This window comes from Nonomuraea jabiensis (assembly GCF_014204795.1).
GTDB lineage: Bacteria > Actinomycetota > Actinomycetes > Streptosporangiales > Streptosporangiaceae > Nonomuraea > Nonomuraea jabiensis.
Map to the genome: position 1 here is coordinate 11,273,720 of NZ_JACHMB010000001.1, position 16,102 is coordinate 11,289,821.

The 16,102-nt window shown below is 73.0% G+C and carries 14 protein-coding genes; 4 read left to right on the plus strand and 10 right to left on the minus strand.

Going from position 1 to position 16,102, the window contains the following annotated elements; translation table 11 throughout:
* The first annotated feature begins 51 nt into the window (after positions 1-51).
* The 4 genes from HD596_RS51535 (at position 52) to HD596_RS51550 (ending at position 3,197) form a co-directional block, all read left to right on the plus strand.
* Complete coding sequence (locus tag HD596_RS51535; RefSeq protein ID WP_185076774.1) at positions 52-393, plus strand: hypothetical protein; 342 nt, start codon at positions 52-54, stop codon at positions 391-393.
* A gap of 19 nt (positions 394-412) precedes the next feature.
* On the plus strand, positions 413-1,249 hold the full coding sequence (locus HD596_RS51540; RefSeq protein ID WP_185076775.1) for a metallophosphoesterase family protein: 837 nt from the start codon (positions 413-415) through the stop codon (positions 1,247-1,249).
* Positions 1,250-1,320: 71 nt separating this feature from the next.
* Positions 1,321-1,905 (plus strand): ArsR/SmtB family transcription factor, encoded by a 585-nt coding sequence (locus HD596_RS51545; RefSeq protein ID WP_185076776.1) that lies wholly within the window; start codon positions 1,321-1,323, stop codon positions 1,903-1,905.
* On the plus strand, positions 1,905-3,197 hold the full coding sequence (locus tag HD596_RS51550) for an MFS transporter (protein ID WP_185076777.1): 1,293 nt from the start codon (positions 1,905-1,907) through the stop codon (positions 3,195-3,197). Before HD596_RS51545 ends, HD596_RS51550 begins: the two co-directional genes overlap by 1 nt.
* Positions 3,198-3,202: 5 nt before the next feature.
* Here HD596_RS51550 and HD596_RS51555 read toward each other — a convergent pair whose 3' ends face one another.
* The 10 genes from HD596_RS51555 to HD596_RS51600 all read right to left on the minus strand — a co-directional run bounded on the left by HD596_RS51555 (position 3,203) and on the right by HD596_RS51600 (position 15,990).
* Positions 3,203-4,831, minus strand: coding sequence for a hydantoinase B/oxoprolinase family protein (locus HD596_RS51555; protein ID WP_185076778.1), 1,629 nt, complete (start codon positions 4,829-4,831; stop codon positions 3,203-3,205).
* Positions 4,828-6,852, minus strand: coding sequence for a hydantoinase/oxoprolinase family protein (locus HD596_RS51560; protein WP_185076779.1), 2,025 nt, complete (start codon positions 6,850-6,852; stop codon positions 4,828-4,830). The genes HD596_RS51555 and HD596_RS51560 overlap by 4 nt, the downstream gene beginning before the upstream one ends.
* Positions 6,853-7,031: 179 nt before the next feature.
* Positions 7,032-8,717, minus strand: a complete 1,686-nt coding sequence (locus HD596_RS65360) for a PucR family transcriptional regulator (RefSeq protein WP_185076780.1) — start codon at positions 8,715-8,717, stop codon at positions 7,032-7,034.
* Positions 8,714-9,766, minus strand: coding sequence for a DUF917 domain-containing protein (locus tag HD596_RS51570; RefSeq protein ID WP_185076781.1), 1,053 nt, complete (start codon positions 9,764-9,766; stop codon positions 8,714-8,716). Before HD596_RS51570 ends, HD596_RS65360 begins: the two co-directional genes overlap by 4 nt.
* Positions 9,763-10,683 carry a hypothetical protein gene (locus HD596_RS51575; RefSeq protein WP_185076782.1) on the minus strand — a complete coding sequence of 307 codons (921 nt, stop codon included), beginning with the start codon at positions 10,681-10,683 and terminating at the stop codon, positions 9,763-9,765. The genes HD596_RS51570 and HD596_RS51575 overlap by 4 nt, the downstream gene beginning before the upstream one ends.
* On the minus strand, positions 10,680-11,987 hold the full coding sequence (locus HD596_RS51580; protein ID WP_185076783.1) for an MFS transporter: 1,308 nt from the start codon (positions 11,985-11,987) through the stop codon (positions 10,680-10,682). The genes HD596_RS51575 and HD596_RS51580 overlap by 4 nt, the downstream gene beginning before the upstream one ends.
* Before the next feature lie 168 nt (positions 11,988-12,155).
* Positions 12,156-13,112 (minus strand): alpha/beta hydrolase, encoded by a 957-nt coding sequence (locus tag HD596_RS51585; protein ID WP_185079246.1) that lies wholly within the window; start codon positions 13,110-13,112, stop codon positions 12,156-12,158.
* A 102-nt stretch (positions 13,113-13,214) separates the two neighbouring features.
* On the minus strand, positions 13,215-13,976 hold the full coding sequence (locus HD596_RS51590) for an ATP-binding cassette domain-containing protein (RefSeq protein ID WP_185079247.1): 762 nt from the start codon (positions 13,974-13,976) through the stop codon (positions 13,215-13,217).
* Positions 13,977-13,978: 2 nt separating this feature from the next.
* Positions 13,979-15,010, minus strand: a complete 1,032-nt coding sequence (locus tag HD596_RS51595; protein ID WP_185076784.1) for an ABC transporter permease — start codon at positions 15,008-15,010, stop codon at positions 13,979-13,981.
* Positions 15,007-15,990: a sugar ABC transporter substrate-binding protein gene (locus HD596_RS51600; protein WP_185076785.1), complete on the minus strand. Its 984-nt coding sequence runs from the start codon at positions 15,988-15,990 to the stop codon at positions 15,007-15,009. The genes HD596_RS51595 and HD596_RS51600 overlap by 4 nt, the downstream gene beginning before the upstream one ends.
* Between the last annotated feature and the right edge of the window lie 112 nt (positions 15,991-16,102).

Below are 16,102 nucleotides of genomic sequence, written 5' to 3' on the forward strand. Positions count from 1 at the left end.
CTCCGGAAGCTACCATCTCGTCCATTCCATAAGGACCTACGGGAGGGTCTCATGGACATTGTGAACCGCCTCATGCCCTTCGTCTCCTCGGCGATCGACGCCTACGGCGTGAGCGTGCTGGCCAAGACCCGCGAGCTGGCCGCCGACACGGCCGTGGCCCGCGGCACCCGCATCCTGCAGCGGGTCTTCGGCCGCGGTGACGCCGCGTCCAGACAGGTGATCGAGACGGTGGCGAGCGCCAAGCCGGACGACGAGCCGAGCCGCGCGGCGTTGAAACTGGCGATCATGGAGGCGTTCCGTGCCGACCCGCACCTCGCGGGCGAGGTCGCGGCCATGTTGCCCAGGATGACGGATGACATGATCGTCACAGGGGACAACGCCCCCGTCCTCTGACGCGAAGGAGGGACGTCCCTTGCCCAGCGAAGGCGGGAGCAGGCTGCTGGCCGTCAGCGATCTGCACGTCGGCTACGAGGAGAACCGGGCCATCGTCGAGGAGCTGAAACCGGCCGACCCCGGCGACTGGCTGCTGGTCGCGGGCGACGTCGGCGAACGGCTGGAGGACATCGCCCGGACGCTGGGCCTGCTGGCCGCGCGGTTCGAGCGGGTGGTCTGGGTGCCGGGCAACCACGAGCTGTGGACCCCACCGGGAGACCCGCCGGAGCTGCGGGGCGTGGCCCGCTACGACCATCTTGTCGCCATGTGCCGCGAGCTGGGCGTCGTGACGCCGGAGGACGACTATCCGGTGTGGGAGGGAGCCGGCGGGCCGGTCCGGATCGTGCCCCTGTTCCTGCTCTACGACTACACGTTCCTGCCGCCGGGCCACCGCACCAAGGCGAGCGCGCTCGCGTACGCGCACAGCACCGGCGTGGTCTGCACCGACGAGTATCTCCTGCACCCCGACCCGTACCCGAGCCGCGAGGCGTGGTGCCGGGCCCGGGTGGAGCTGACCACGCGGCGCCTGGCCGGGCTGGACGGCGTGCCGCTGGTCTTCGTCAACCACTATCCCCTGGTACGCGAGCCGACCGACATCCTGCGCTACCCGGAGTTCGCCCAGTGGTGCGGCACGACCGCCACCAGGGACTGGCACACGCGTCACCCGACCGCCGCCATGATCTACGGCCACCTCCATATCCCCCGCGTCACCTGGTACGACGGGGTGCGCTTCGAGGAGGTGTCGCTCGGCTACCCCCGGGAGTGGCGGCGCCGGCCGGCCGGCCGCAGGCTCCTGCGCGACGTGATCGTCCCCTAGACCGGAAACCGCAAACACTTCTTCGCGAAGAAGTGTTTGCGAAGAAGTGTTTGCAGTTTAGGCTTCGTGTCATGACGCGATCCCCCGACAGCGTGGTCGTCCTCGACGCCAAGGGCCTGCGCGCCCTCGCCCACCCCTTGCGGGTGCAGCTCGTCGACCTGCTGCGCAAGCACGGCCCGTCCACCGCCACCCGCCTGGCCGAACGCTTGGGGGTGAACTCGGGCACGGCCAGCTACCACCTGCGCAGGCTCGGCGCCGCCGGGTTCGTGGAGGAGGACGCCGAGCGCGGCAACGCGCGGGAGCGCTGGTGGCGCTCGGTCCACCGGACGACCCGGCTCGTCGACGACGACGGGCTGTCCGAGCGGGAGCCTGAGGCGGTGCTGGCGTACATGCAGTCCATCGCCGCCCTCTACAACCTGCGCACCCAGCAGGCGCTCAACGAGCTGCAGACCATGCCGCAGCCGTGGCGCGGCGTGCTCGACCTCAGCGCCATCCCGTTCCGCCTCACCCCGGAGGAGGCGCAGCGGCTGCGCGCGGACGTGGCGGAGCTCTTCGCGCGCTACCGGCGCGACGGCGACGAGGCGCCGCCGGACGCGGTCCGGGTCTACCTGATGACGCAGGTCATCCCCGAACTGGACGACCCCGAGGAGCCGTGATGGAGCCGCGCGGGTCCTTACGGCCGATGGCCGGGGTGCTGGCGGCCATCGCCGTGTCGATGACCGGGACGCGGGTCTCGGCCATCGCACTGCCCTGGTTCGTGCTGACGACCACCGGCAGCGCGGTGTGGACGGGGCTGGTGGCGTTCGCGGAGATGGCCCCGTACGTGCTGGTCAAGGCGCTGACGGGACCGCTCGTGGACCGGGCGGGGCCGCGCCGGATCTCGTGGGTCGCCGACGTCGTGAGTGCCTCGGCCGCCGCCGCGATGGTCGTGCTGCACGCGCTCGGTCTGCTGCCGCTGGGCGTGATCGTCACGCTGGTCGCGGTGATCGGCGCGGCCCGCGGGCCGGGCGACCTGGCCAAGGAGATCATGATCCCGGAGGCGGCCGAACGCGGGCGGCTGCCGCTGGAGCGGGCCACCGGGCTGATGGGCGTGACGGAGCGGCTGGCCGTGACCGTGGGACCGGGGGCGGGCGGCGCGATGGTGGCGCTGCTCGGCTCGCTGCCCAGCCTGGGCGTCAGCGCCGCCCTGTTCGCGCTCGGATCGGCGGTCGTGGCCGTGGCGCTGCCGCGCGGCCTCGGACACCGCGCCCCCGGCGCCCCAGAGCACGAAGAGGAGGAGGGCTACTGGCGGCGGTTCGGCCAGGGCTTCGCGTTCCTGCGCGGCGAGCCGCTGCTGCTCGCGATGATGGCCATGGTCGCCGCCACGAACCTGCTGGACGCGGCCTGGAGCCAGGTGCTCGCGCCGGTGTGGGCCAAGGAGTCCGGCCACGGGCCCGCCGTCCTCGGGCTGAGCGTCAGCGTGATGGGGCTGGCCGCGGTCGGGGGCAGCCTGGTGGCCTCGGCGGTGGCGCACCGGATGCGGCGCAGGCCGGTGCTCTTCGTGGCGTTCCTGCTCGGCGGGCCGCCGAAGTTCCTCATGCTCGCCGTGGACATGCCGGTGTGGGGGCTGGTGGCCGCGTGGGTGGTGATGGGGTTCAGCGGCGGGTTCCTCAACCCGATCCTGAGCGCGATCTCGTACGAGCGCGTCCCCCGGCACCTGCTCGGCCGGGTGGGCGCCCTGCAGGGCGCGGTGATGTGGGCCGGCATCCCGCTGGGCGGGCTGCTGGGCGGGGCGGCGGTGACGGCGGCCGGGCTGGCGCCGGTGCTGGTGTCGTGCGGGATCGCCTACGCGCTCGTCACGAGCCTGACGGGGCTGCGTCCCGAGTGGCGCGAGATGGACCGGCTGCGCGGCCACGGCCCTCCCGGCGTACCGGCGCCAGAGGGCAGCGCCGGTACGCCGGGACGTTAGAGTGATCAGCGGGTGATCAGGCCCTGCGCCAGGTCGGCGGCGGTGGCCACGTGGGAGCGGCGGGCGGCGGGGCCGTAACCGCCGCCACCGCCCGACTCGCAGCGCAGCACGTCCCCCGCCGTGACCGGCAGCGCGTTCACCTTGAGCATCTCGCGGGCGTCCGGGGTGCCCGGGTTGAGGGTGACGCGGGGCGGCGCGCCCGGTTCGCCGCCCGCCAGGCCCCAGGCTGGGGTGACCGAGCGCTCGAACCAGAGCGACAGCGAGGTGTCCCCGCAGAACTCGTACTCGCGCACCACCCCGTTCCCGCCCCGCCACTGACCGGCCCCGCCGGTGTCGGGGCGGATCTCGTAGCGGCGCACCCGGACCGGGAACAGCGTCTCCAGCACCTCGATGGGCATGTCCCGCAGCGCGCCGTTGACGTTGTTGATCAGGCAGGTCTCGCCGTCGCCGCCGTCCCAGGCGCCCCAGCCGCCGACCGTGGCCTCCTGGGAGACGTACAGCTTGCCGGTACGCGGGTCCGTGCCGGTGAACTGCACGATCATCGAGTCCCCGTACGAGGCCGCGGCCGCCTTGTCCGGCAGCACCGGCGCCAGCGCCTTGACCACCAGGTCGATGAGCAGCCCCAGGTGCGAGTAGTAGTACTGGCAGGCGGCGGGCGACTCGGCGGCCAGCATGGAGCCGGGCCGGGTCTCGACCGACAGCGGGCGGAACGAGCCGCCGTTCAGCGGCACGTCGCCCGAGACCAGCAGCTTGTAGCCGACGCGGACGGCGGCCACGGCCTGGGCCGCGCCGCAGTTGACCGGGCCGAGCGCCTGCTCGGCGCAGTCGGTCAGGTCGACGTGCATCGACTCGCCCGACACCGCGACCGTGACGTTGACCGGCAGCGGGGTGCCGAGGTCGATGCCGTCGTTGTCGAGGAAGCCGGCGGCCTCGTAGACGCCGTCGGGGATGGCCGCGATGGCCGCGCGTTCCATGCGCTCGGTCTGGGCGAAGATCTCGTCGCGGGCGGCCAGCACCGTCTCCAGGCCCCACCGGGACACGATCTCCTTCAGCCGCCGCTGGCCCGTCATGGCGCAGCTCACCTGGGCGCGCAGGTCGCCGAGCGTGGCGTGCGGGAAGCGTACGTTGCGGGCGATCACCTCGTGCAGGTCGCGGCAGGGGGCGCCGCCCGCGTACACCTTGACCGGGCCCATCCGCAGGCCCTCCTGGAAGATCGACGTGGAGTCCATGGAGCCGCCCGGGTCCTTGGAGCCGACGTCCAGCCAGTGCGCCCGCGACGCCGCGAACCCGGCCAGCTCCCCCTCCACGAAGATCGGCCCGTAGACCGTGACGTCGTTGAGGTGGGTGCCGCCGATGTAGGAGTCGTTGAGCACCCACACGTCGCCCTCCTGCCAGACCTCCCGCCCGTACAGGCGCTCGGTCTCGCGGGTGCACACCTCCAGGTTTCCCAGGAAGATCGGCAGCCCGGACGACTGGCCCAGGACGTTGTGGTCGCGGTCGAGCAGCGCGACCGCGCAGTCCTTGGCCTCGTAGATGACGGGGGTGTAGGAGCTGCGGATGAGGGTGGTGTTCATGTCCTCGGCCGCCTGCAGCAGCGCGCAGCGGATGATCTCCGTGGTGACAGGGTCGATCAAAGGTTCACCTTCACGATGAGAAAGCCGTTGGGGTCCACGGTGGCCACGCAGCCGGGCGGGATGACCGTCGTCGCGGTCTCCTCGACCACGATCGCGGGCCCGGCCAGCTCGCCGTCGAGGCTGGAGCGCCGCAGCACCGGGGTGCTGTGCACGGCCCCGTCGAAGATCACATCCCGTACGTACGCCGCCCGCTCCTCGGGTGCCTCCTGCGTGGCGGCGGCGGTGCGCGGGAACGAGCCGAGCCCGGTGCTGCGCAGCATGACGAACTCCACGGGCGCCTCCGGGGTGGCGTGCCCGTAGCGGCCGGTGTGCGCGCCGGCGTAGCGGGCCGCGATCGTCTCGAGGAAGCCGGGCTCGGCGGGCTCGGCCGCGTCGCGCAGCGGGATGGTCAGCGTGTAGTCCTGGCCCTCGTAGCGCATGTCCACGGCGTGCTCGACGCGGCGCCGCTCCTCGGGCACGCCCTGGGCGGAGAGCGCCGCCAGGACTTCTTCCTCCAATGTCCCGAAATTTCGGGACATGTCGGGGCCGTCGAGCGTGTCCTGCGACCGGAAGTACGGATGCGTCAGATCCCGGCGTACGTCGGCCTCCAGCATCCCCCACGCCGAGAACGCGCCGGGGAAGCGCGGCACCACCACCTCGGAGATCCCCAGCTCACGCGCGATGAACACGGCGTGCATCGGCCCCGCGCCCCCGAACGCCACCAGCGCGAACTCGCGCGGCTCGATCCCGTGCTCCACGGTCAGCGTCCGGATCGCCTGCGCCATCTTGGCGTTGGCCACGTCGCAGATCCCCTCGGCCAGCAGCAGCGGATCCATGTCCAGCTCGTCGGCCAGCGTGACCACCGCCGTGCCCGCCGCCTCCACGTCCAGCGTCATCAGCCCGCCCGCGAACCAGGCCGGGTCCACCCGGCCGAGCACCACGTTCGCGTCGGTGACCGTGGCCCGGGCGCCGCCCCTGCCGTAGCAGGCCGGCCCGGGCACGGCCCCGGCCGACTCGGGCCCGACCCGCAGCGCGCCCGCCTCGGCGTACGCGATCGAGCCGCCGCCCGCGCCGATCGTGTGCAGGTTCACGATGGGCATGAGCACCGGGTAGCCCTCGATGCGGGCCTCGGCGCTGACGTCCGGCCGCCCGTTGACCACGAGCGACACGTCGAACGACGTCCCGCCCATGTCGATGCAGATCGCGTTCTCCCTGCCCATGAGCCGGGCCGCCGCGACGCCGCCCATCGTGCCGCCCACCGGTCCGGACAGCAGCGTCTGCAACGGCCTGCGCATCGCGTACGAGGCGTTCACCAGCCCACCCGACGACTGCATCACGTGCACCGGCACCGCCAGCCCCCGCTCGGCGAAGCGCCGCTCGATCCTGGCCAGGTAGCGGCGCACCACGGGCCCGGTGTACGCCTCCAGCACCGCCGACGAGGTCCGCTCGTACTCGCGCCACTCCCGCGCCACCTCGTGGGAGAGCACGACCAGCACGTCGTCGCCCAGCTCCTCGCGCAGGAGCTCGCCGGCCCGCAGCTCGTGCGCCGGGTTCGCGTAGGAGAACAGCAGGCACACCGCCACCGCGTCGAACCCCTCCTCCCGCGCCCGCCGCCCCGCCGCCCGCACAGACTCCTCGTCGAGCGGCACGAGCTCGCGCCCCAGGTAGTCCAGCCGGCCGCCGACCTCCATGACGTCCTGGCGCGGGACCAGCGGCGCGGGCTTGCGGTAGCGCAGGTCGAACATGCGGTCGCGGTTGCCCCTGGCGATCTGGTAGACGTCCCTGCCGCCCTGGCCAGCCAGCAGCAGCACCCGGGCGCCCTTGCGCTCCAGCAGCGCGTTGAGCCCCTGGGTGGTGCCGTGCACGAAGAACGAGATCCCGGCCGGATCGTCGACGACCCGGCCCAGCGCGGCGAACACCCCCTCGGCCAGGTCTCCCGGAGTGGTGGGCGCCTTCGAGGCGGTGACCGTCCCGCTGCGTTCGTCGTAGCAGACGACGTCGGTGAAGGTGCCGCCGATGTCCATGGCGACGCGATAGCTCATGCGCTGCACCGTACGCTGGCGGGGGCACCGCCCGCATGTGCGAGCCGCACAGGGCAGGGCCCCTTTCGGTGCATTCCGCCCGGCCGCCCCCGCGCCACCGTACTTCGGCCGGGTCGGCTACGGCACTCCTGCGGCGGCGGAGCACGGCGGGCGGGCCGTGGGAAGGGTCGCGGGTGGGCTCAGCGGAGGAGGACGTGGCAGGCGAGTTGCAGGGCCAGGCGGGTGGCGGCGTCGTCCAGGTCGAAGCCCGCGGACTTGATGCGCTCCAGGCGGGTCGTGATCGTGTTGCGGTGTACGCCCAGCCGTTCGGCCGCCTTCAGCGCACCACCCTCGTCCAGCACCGCGGCCAGCGTCTCCAGCAGCGTGCCGTCCTTGTCGACCGCCAGCAGCGGTCGCAGCACGACGGTGGCCGGGGTGCGCAGGACGCCGGTGGGCAGCGCGCCCAGCAGCTCGGCCGGGCCCATGCGATCCGCTCGCGCCACCGTCCCCGATCCCGCCACGAACGCCGCCGCTTCGGCTCCCAGCAGCGACTCCCCCACTGACCGCAGGCCCTCCACCCGCGCGCCCACCCCGGCGGCGCACGGCCAGGGCATCGTGCGGAGGCAACGGTGGAGGCGTTCGGCCAGCTCGCCGGGGTCCAGCGCCGACCATCCCGCCCAGCCCTCGCCGCGCGGCAGCACGGGCACCTGGCCCACGGCCGCGGCGATGAGCGTCCCGGCCAGCGCGGCGTCGCCCGCCTCCGCCGTCGGCCGGACCTGGTAGGCGGTCAGCGCGCCCTCGACGGGCCAGCCCAGCGCGATCGCCTCCGCCCGCGCCCCGCGCTCCTCCGGCTCCCCGGACTCCCCCGGCTCCCCTGGCTCTCCCGGCTCCTGCTGGGCGTCGGCGAGCAGGCGTTCGGCGAGGGCGCGCCTCAGAGCGAAGTCGCGGGAGGAGCGCAGCCGCTCCTGCGCGGCCCAGGCGGTCAGCGGGGCCACCGCCAGCCTCAGCACGGTACGGACGGCCGCCGGCCATCCGGGCGATCGGGACGACCCGCCGGCCACGAGCGTGCCCAGCAGGCCGCCGTCCAGATCGGGCACCTCCACCTCGGCCGACCACCGCGCCCCCACCCCACCACCGCCCCGGGCACCCCCTTCGGACCGGGCACTCCCCTCGGGCCGGGCGCTCACGTCCCACCGCAGGCCCGCGTCGGACCGCGCACTTACGCCGGACCGGGCCCCCACGTCAGGCGGCGTGCCGTCGTCCCCAGAGGGCTCCGCCCGCCCGCGGCCGCCCGTCCCCTCGGCCTCCGTGCTCAGCCGAGCGGCACCCGGCCGGTCAACGGCCCGGGCTCCGGCCAGGTGGCGGCCGTACCGGTCGAGGAGGGTCACCGAGGTGCCGGGAAGCTCGGCGTTCAGGACGCCCAGCACGCGACGGGCCGAGGGCCCGGCCTCGGCCAGGCGCGTGGCGCAGCGGGCCACGAGCTGGGTGCGGGCCGCCTCCGGGCGGGCGGCGGCCGAGGCGACCCGGACCGCGACGATCAGCGGATCCTCGTCCACGAAGATGAGGGTGACGCCGAGCCGTTCCGCCAGCACCTCGCCGGATCCCTCGCTCAGCCCGCCCGCCGGCGCGATCACGCACGCCGCCGCCTGCTCCCACGCCCGGCGGGTGGCCATCTCGACGGCCCACCCGCCGCTGGCCGCCGTCCCGATCAGGACCACCGCCGTGTGCGGCGCCACGGTCCCGAACACCGACAGCTCGTCCACGATCCGCACCTGGTGCACGGGGTTCTCGCCCGAGCCGTACATCCTGGCCCCGGCCAGCGGCCCGGCGTTGACCAGCTCGGCCACCGTGACCGGCGCCTCCCACCCCGCCCGCGGCCCCGTCACAGCGGGATCCCGAACGCGTGCAGCCCGCCCAACCGCTGCCCCCGATCCGTGTGCCACACCGGGGCCGCCTTGACGACCATGACGTCCACCTCCAGGCCGGGCACCGCCTGGTCGACGTCCACGACCATCCCGTCGGCCGTGGAGATCATGCAGATCTGGTCCGGCGTCATCGCCACCGCCGCCCCGTCGGCCAGGGCGAGCACGATCTCGTTGTGGGCCTCCAGCCGTACCAGCCGGCGCAGCCCCTCCGTCTCCTGCACCACGATGCTCGACGGCAGCGACGGCAGCGACAGGTCGGCGCCGTGCCCCGTGCTGCCCTCCACCGCCAGGATCCGCCCCCTGCACAGGTTCCGCACGCCGAAGGGCGCCGCGGTCGAGCGGGGCGCGCCGGGCTCGCCCGCCCGCAGCAGCAGGCTCACCGTCCCGGGCACGAGCACCCGTGCCAGGTCGCCGGCCGCCATCGGGTAGCAGGCCGCCACCGCCCACCCGCCGACCGACAGCACGACGGGGCGCATCAGCTCCTCGACCCGGTCGCCGGCCGTCTCCAGCAGCACCAGCTCGCCCGATCCGCCCGCCAGCGCCACGGGTGCCGGGCTCATCCCGCCCAGCGCGTACGTCGTCTGCTCCAGCAGCGGGAACACCCGGCCCGTGCCGTCCCCGTCCACCAGCGGCACCCCCAGCTGGGCCGCCGCGATGAGCGGGACGAGGGCGTTCTCGGCGGCCAGGTTGAGCGCGACCACGGCCCCGGCCCGCTCCCCCAGCCTGCGTTCGAGCGCCCGCACGGCGCGGGCGGGCTCGTCGCCCCTCGGCAGCTGCTCCCCCAGCGCGGTCGTGGACCCGACCAGGCTGACCGCGACGCACAACGTGTCCGGCGCCGGCTCCTCGGCCGTCACCAGTTCGACGCCCGGCCCGATCAGCGAGCCCGCCCAGTCGAGGGTGAGGGTGTGCGCCGACTCCGCCGCTCCGGTCGCGAACATCCTGGCCCCGGCCGACAGCCGCGCGAGCCCGCCCTCGTCGATCACCACGGCCTCGCCTGCGCGCCGGTTCACGGCATCGCCCCCTCGGCCGTCACGCGCACCCGGTAGAGCCCGTCCGGCAGGTACGACAGCGGGTTCACGGTCGTCTCCGCGATCCTGGCCGACCCGGGCAGGGCGCCCGCGCTGACCACGCGGGTGAGCGCCTCGTCCCTGGCGTCCTGGAGCACCCGGTCCAGCTCCGCCCGGCCCCGCGCCTGCACGATCCGCTCCACCTGCGCCTCCGGCCGCCCGATCGCCGCCCCGTACGCCGCGGCCACCTCGCCGGGCACGCCGGGGAGCGCCACCCGCCCGCGTGCCAGGCTCGCCGTCCCGCCCAGGTCGCAGGCCAGCGGGTAGCGCCGGAAGTAGTGGGCCGACACCAGCCCGCCGCCCGATCTGGCGAAGAACACCGGCACCCCCGGCAGCTCCCGGGCCGCCTCGTCGGCGATCCGCCCCGCCTCGGGGCCGAGCGCCGCGTTGCGGATCGTGGCCTCCTCGCGCTCGCGCAGCCCCGGATGGCCGAACTCGTACGACAGCGTGATCCGCGCCTGCGGCACCTCGGCCGCGATGATCGCCGCCACGGCCAGCTCGTGGTCGGCCAGCATGGGCGAACCGGTCGCGGTCACCGCGAAGTCGCTCAGCCCGCACGTGGCGGCGAAGCGCCGGACCGCCTCGGTGTCCAGCGGCGCCAGCACGCGCCCGGTGAGGCTGTGGCCGCCGCGCACGATCGTGGCCGTCCCGGAGCCGACGCGCGGGCGCAGCGCCTCGGGGCACGGCCCGCCCACCCGGATGGCCGCCACCGCGGCGGTGGGCACGTCGCCCAGGTCCACGGCCACGCAGGCGCGCGCCGCCGCGCGGGCGGCGACGCGGCTCACCGGCCACTCGGGCGCGCCGTCCCTGACGGCCACCAGCACCGGCGAGGGCCGTACCAGGGCGACGCCGAGGATCACTCCAGCTCGCGTCCTTCGGTCTCCGGCAGCGGCACGGCCAGCAGCGCCGTGGCCACCATGAACGCGTTGATGATCAGCATGGTAGCGGTGAACCCGGTGGCGTGGGCCAGCAGCGCCCCCACCGCCGACGGCGCCACCGTGGTGGCCACGAGCTGCGCGGCCGTGGCCCACGAGTAGCCGGTGCCGCGCAGGGCGGTCGGGTAGAACTCGCCGTTCCAGGTGTTCCAGACGCCCCAGGCGCCGAGGCTGAAGAACGACAGCACGAAGTTGCCCAGGTACAGGCCGGTGGTCGAGGAGGCGGTGGCGAACCAGAGCCCGCCCAGCACCGCCGCCACGACGTAGACGAGGAACACCTTCTTGCGCCCGAACCGGCCGGTCAGCAGCGAGGCGCTCACGTACCCGGGGATCATCATCAGCGCGCTCAGCGCCGCGAAGCCGAGCGAGGCCGACAGCGTCAGCCCCTTCTGCTGCAGCAGCGTCGGCAGCCACGTCTGCAGGCCCCAGTAGCCCCAGTTGAAGACGAAGTTCAGCAGCAGCATGACCACGGTGATCCGGGAGAGCCCGCCACGGAACAGGTCGAGCGGCCGTCCCACCCGCTCGCTCGCCACCGTGAAACTGGCGTCGGCGTCCGGGCTGCTCAGCGTGCGCAGCACCGCGCGTGCCTCCTCCTGGCGGCCCCGGGCGGCCAGCCAGTACGGCGACTCCGGCACCCACGCCCGGATCGCGAACGCCCACAGCCCCGCCGCCGCGCTGGCGATCACCACGACGTGCCAGCCCAGGCCGCCCAGCGTCGTCGACGCCCCGATCGCGGCCAGCATGCCGATCGGCCACCCGATCGACAGGTAGACCGCCGCACGCCCGCGCGAGCGGGTCGGCAGCAGCTCCAGGAAGTAGGGGAAGGTGATCGTGTAGACGCCGGCCAGTGCGAGCCCGGAGGCCACCCGCAGCGCCACGAGCACCGCCATGTTCGGCGCGAACGCCGAGGCGAGCGCGATCGCCCCGTACGCCAGCAGCGACCAGAACGCCACCGGCTTGCGCCCGGCCCGGTCGGCCACCGGCCCCCACACCAGCACGCCGGGGATCATGCCGAAGGCGACCGCCGACAGCACGACGCCGACCCCCGCCTCGTCGATCCCGAAGGCGGTGCCGAGGTCGCCGGAGACGTAGACGAGGGCGAGCTGCTCCCACGACTCGATGACGAACGCGATGAACAGCGCGAGCGCGACGAGCACGTGCCTGCGGGTGAACGGCATCCGATCGAATGCCGCGCCGATGGGGATCGTTCGGGAGTCGACGGCGGTCATGGAAGCTCCTCGGAGGGGGGCGCGGAATATGGCCGCACCATAAAGCCGCCCTCGTCCGGCGGCCCTGTGCACGCCGCACTGGCGGGCCGCACGATCTGTGCGGCCCGCCCTGCGTCACGGGCGGGCGGCGTAATAAGGGCCCCGGGGGAACCGCCGCGGGCGCGTAGATCAAGACTCGATCCACCGCCGCAGCACGCTCGTGGCCAGTGTCATGGCCGCTTTGCAGGCGTTCGTGTCGCGCAGCTTGTCGAGCATGAGGAAGTCGTGCACGATGCCGGCCATCCGCACCGCCGTCACGTCGTTGCCCAGCTCGCGCAGCCGCGCCGCGTACAGCTCGCCCTCGTCGCGCAGCACGTCCGCCTCGCCCGTGATGATCAGCGTGGGAGGCATGCCGCGCAGCTCCTCCGACCTGGCCCGCAGCGGCGAGGCGTGACTCTCGGCCCGCTGGGAGGGCTCGGGGGTGTACTGGTCCCAGAACCACTTCATGCCGTCGCGGTTGAGGTAGTAGCCGGAGGCGAACTGCCGGTAGGACTCGGTGTCGAAGCTCGCGTCCGTGACCGGGTAGAGCAGGCACTGGCCGCGCAGCTGCACGAAATTGAGTTTTCTGGCCATCATGGCCAGCACGGTCGCCATGTTGCCGCCGACCGAGTCGCCGCAGACGGCCATCCGGGTAGGGTCCAGGTCCTTCTCCTTGCCGTGCTCCGACACCCAGCGGGCCGCGACGTAGTTCTGCTGGATCTGCGTGGGGTACTTCGCCTCGGGAGCGCGGTCGTACTCCGGGAAGACGACGGCGGCGCCGCAGCGCGCGGACAGCTCCCGCACCAGCCGGTCGTGGGTGTGGGCGGAGCCGAACACCCAGCCCGCGCCGTGGATGTAGAAGATGACCGACAGGGTCCCCGTGGCGCCCTTGGGCTTGACGATCCGGACCGGCACCAGGCCGGTGGGGCCGCCCTGGACCTGGATCCACTCCTCGTCGATCTCCGGCCTGGGCACGTTCGGGTCCGACTGGAGCCGCTCCAGCGCCTCGCGACCCTCCTCGGGCGGCAGCTCGTAGATGAACGGGCGCCGGGCGGTGGCGTCGGCGAACTCCTGCGCCGCCGGCTCCAGGACGACCCGCTTGATCATTGTGGTCACGATGACCCCCCGGTGAATGTCACGCCGAGGGATTTGTGCCTATTCGCACCTCCAGACCACCGCCCAAAACCGTCAAATTCCCCCCAAAACGGGTCACTCCCTCTGGAGCTCGTGCGCCAGCTCCTCCAGCTCCGCCCCGCCCGCCATGAGCGCGGTCAGCTCCTGCGTGGTGATGTCGGCCTTGCCGTACTCGCCCAGGCTGGCGCCCCGGTTGAGCAGCAGGAACCGGTCGCCCACCGGGTAGGCGTGGTGGGGGTTGTGGGTGATGAAGACCACGCCGAGCCCCCGGTCGCGGGCCCGGGCGATGTACCGCAGCACCACCCCGGCCTGCTTGACCCCCAGCGCGGAGGTGGGCTCGTCGAGGATCAGGACGCGGGCGCCGAAGTAGACGGCCCTGGCGATGGCCACCGACTGCCGCTCGCCGCCGGACAGCGTGCCGACCGGCTGGTCCACGTCGCGGATGTCGATGCCCATGGCCCGCAGCTCCTCGCGGGCGACCTTCCTGGCCTTGGCCACGTCGAAGGCCAGGCCCTTCTTCGGCTCCGAGCCGAGGAAGAAGTTCCGCCAGACCGACATGAGCGGGATCATCGCCAGGTCCTGGTAGACGGTCGCGATGCCGCGGTCGAGCGCGTCGCGGGGGCTGGCGAAGCGCACCTCCTGGCCGTCCACCAGCAGCGTGCCGACGTCGTGCTGGTGGACTCCGGCGAGGATCTTGATGAGCGTGGACTTGCCGGCGCCGTTGTCGCCGAGCACGCAGGTCACCTCGCCGGCCCGTACGCCCATCGACACCTCGCGCAGCGCCAGCACCGACCCGAACGTCTTGCCGATGCCCCTGGTCTCCAGAATCGTCTCCAGAATCAATGCTTCACCTCCTCGGCGTACCGCCTGACCAGGCGGTTGGCCAGCGTCGCCAGCAGCAGCATCGCGCCCAGGAAGAACTTGAACCAGTCGGCGTTCCAGCCCAGGAACACGATGCCCTTGTCGGCCATGCCGAAGATGACCGCGCCGATGGCGGCCCCGATCGCGGAGCCGTACCCGCCGGTGAGCAGGCAGCCGCCGATGACGGCGGCGATGATGTAGATGAACTCCTGCCCGATGCCGATGTTGGCCTGTACGGAGGTGTAGCGCAGCGCGAGGATCGAGCCGACCAGCCAGGCGGCGAACGCCGTCGTCATGAACAGGGCGATCTTCGTACGGGCGGCGGCCACGCCGACCGCGCGGGCGGCCTGCTCGTTGCCGCCCACCGCGAAGATCCAGTTTCCGGCCTTGGAGCGCATGAGCACCCAGGTGGCCACGGCGGTCACCAGGAGCCACCACAGGATCGCCACCCGGAACGAGGTCCCGCCGATCTGGATCGTCCCGGCGAGGATCGCGTTCGCGGCCTCGAAGCCGGAGGCCCGGCGCAGGCCGCTGACCTGCACCGTCCCGGTGATGGCCTTGGTGACGCCGAGGTTGACGCCCTGCAGCATGAGGAACGTGCCCAGCGTGACGATGAAGCTGGGCAGCCTGGTCCTGGTGACGACCAGGCCGTTGGCGAACCCGATGGCCAGCGCCACGACCAGCCCGACGAGCATCGCCAGCCAGACGCTGAACCCGTAGCGGGTGGCCAGCGTGACCAGGATCAGCCCGCTCGTGCCGGTCAGCACGCCGGCCGACAGGTCGAACTCGCCGCCGATCATGAGCAGCGCGACCGCCACGGCCATGATGCCGAGCGTGGCGGCCGGGTCGAGCCAGTTCGCGACGCCGTCCAGGGACCGGAACACCGGCGACTGGGAGGCGAAGAACACGAACACCACGACCAGCCCGACCACCGCGCCCAGCTCGGGCCGGATCAGCAGCCGGCGGGCCAGGCCGACGTCGGCGACCCGCTCATCGGCCGCCAGGGTCATCGCGTGCCCGCCTCGGCCAGCTTGGCCACCTGCTCGGCGTTGTCCTTGGTCACGAAGCCCGGCCCGGTGTTGACGGGCAGGCCGCCGCCGACGGTGTTGAGGTTGTTCTTGTACAGGTTGAGGAACGTGATCGGCAGGTAGCCCTGCAGGTACTGCTGCTGGTCCACGGCGAACAGGATCTCCCCGTCCTTGATCGCGCTCACCACGTCGCCCGACAGGTCGAACGTGGCCAGCTTGGCCTGCGAGCCCGAGTCCTTGATGGCGTCCCTGGCGGCGATCGCGACGGCCGGGTTGAGCGCGAGCACGCCGTTGACCTGCTTGTCCGACTGGAGCTTGGCGGTGACCTTGGAGGTGACGTCGGCCAGGTTGCTCACGTCGACCTGCAGCCGCTCGACCGTGCCGCCCAGCGTCTGCTCGGCGCCCTTGCAGCGCTGGTCGAGGCCGACGTTGCCGGCCTCGTGGATGACGCACAGCAGCTTGGTGACGCCGGCGGCCTTGAGCTGCTCGCCCGCGCCGCGCCCGGCCACGTCCTCCGACTGCCCGACGTGCGTGATGGCGCCGAACGCCTTGGAGGAGTCGGCGCCCGAGTTGATGGTGACCACCGGGATCTTCGCCGCGACGGCCTTGCCGATGGCCTCCTTGAGCGCGTCGGGGTTGGCCATGGAGACCACGATGCCGTCCACCTTCTCCGAGACGGCCTGGTCGATGAGCTGCGACTGCTTGGCGGGGTCGCCGTCGCCCTGGTAGGTGACCTTCACTCCGTACTGCTTGCCCGCGGCCTCGGCGCCGTTCTTGACCACGTCCCAGAAGGAGTCGCCGGCGCCTCCGTGGGTGATGACGGCGAAGCTGGCACTCGCGCCGGCCGGGGCGGCGGCGGAGCCGGCGGCGGGAGCGCTCTGCGCGCTCTGCCCTCCGGAGGAGGAGCAGCCGGTGACGGCGAGCGCGCCCAGCAGGGCCAGCACGATCGGGGTACGTCTCATAGGACACCTCCAAGACCAACGGGCTCGCCCTGGTTGTACCTCAATATCATTTCTATGTATAGACATACGGACTTGTTCACAGTAGAACGGAACCTTACGTTCCGATATACTG

Excerpts from the sequence above, each read along its gene's own strand:
- HD596_RS51595 (WP_185076784.1), bottom strand. The coding sequence starts at position 15,010 with ATGACCCTGGCGGCCGATGAGCGGGTCGCCGACGTCGGCCTGGCCCGC.
- HD596_RS51580 (WP_185076783.1), bottom strand. The coding sequence starts at position 11,987 with ATGACCGCCGTCGACTCCCGAACGATCCCCATCGGCGCGGCATTCGAT.
- HD596_RS51545 (WP_185076776.1), top strand. The coding sequence starts at position 1,321 with ATGACGCGATCCCCCGACAGCGTGGTCGTCCTCGACGCCAAGGGCCTG.
- HD596_RS51535 (WP_185076774.1), top strand. The coding sequence starts at position 52 with ATGGACATTGTGAACCGCCTCATGCCCTTCGTCTCCTCGGCGATCGAC.
- HD596_RS51600 (WP_185076785.1), bottom strand. The coding sequence starts at position 15,990 with ATGAGACGTACCCCGATCGTGCTGGCCCTGCTGGGCGCGCTCGCCGTC.
- HD596_RS51585 (WP_185079246.1), bottom strand. The coding sequence starts at position 13,112 with ATGATCAAGCGGGTCGTCCTGGAGCCGGCGGCGCAGGAGTTCGCCGAC.
- HD596_RS51550 (WP_185076777.1), top strand. The coding sequence starts at position 1,905 with ATGGAGCCGCGCGGGTCCTTACGGCCGATGGCCGGGGTGCTGGCGGCC.
- HD596_RS51560 (WP_185076779.1), bottom strand. The coding sequence starts at position 6,852 with ATGAGCTATCGCGTCGCCATGGACATCGGCGGCACCTTCACCGACGTC.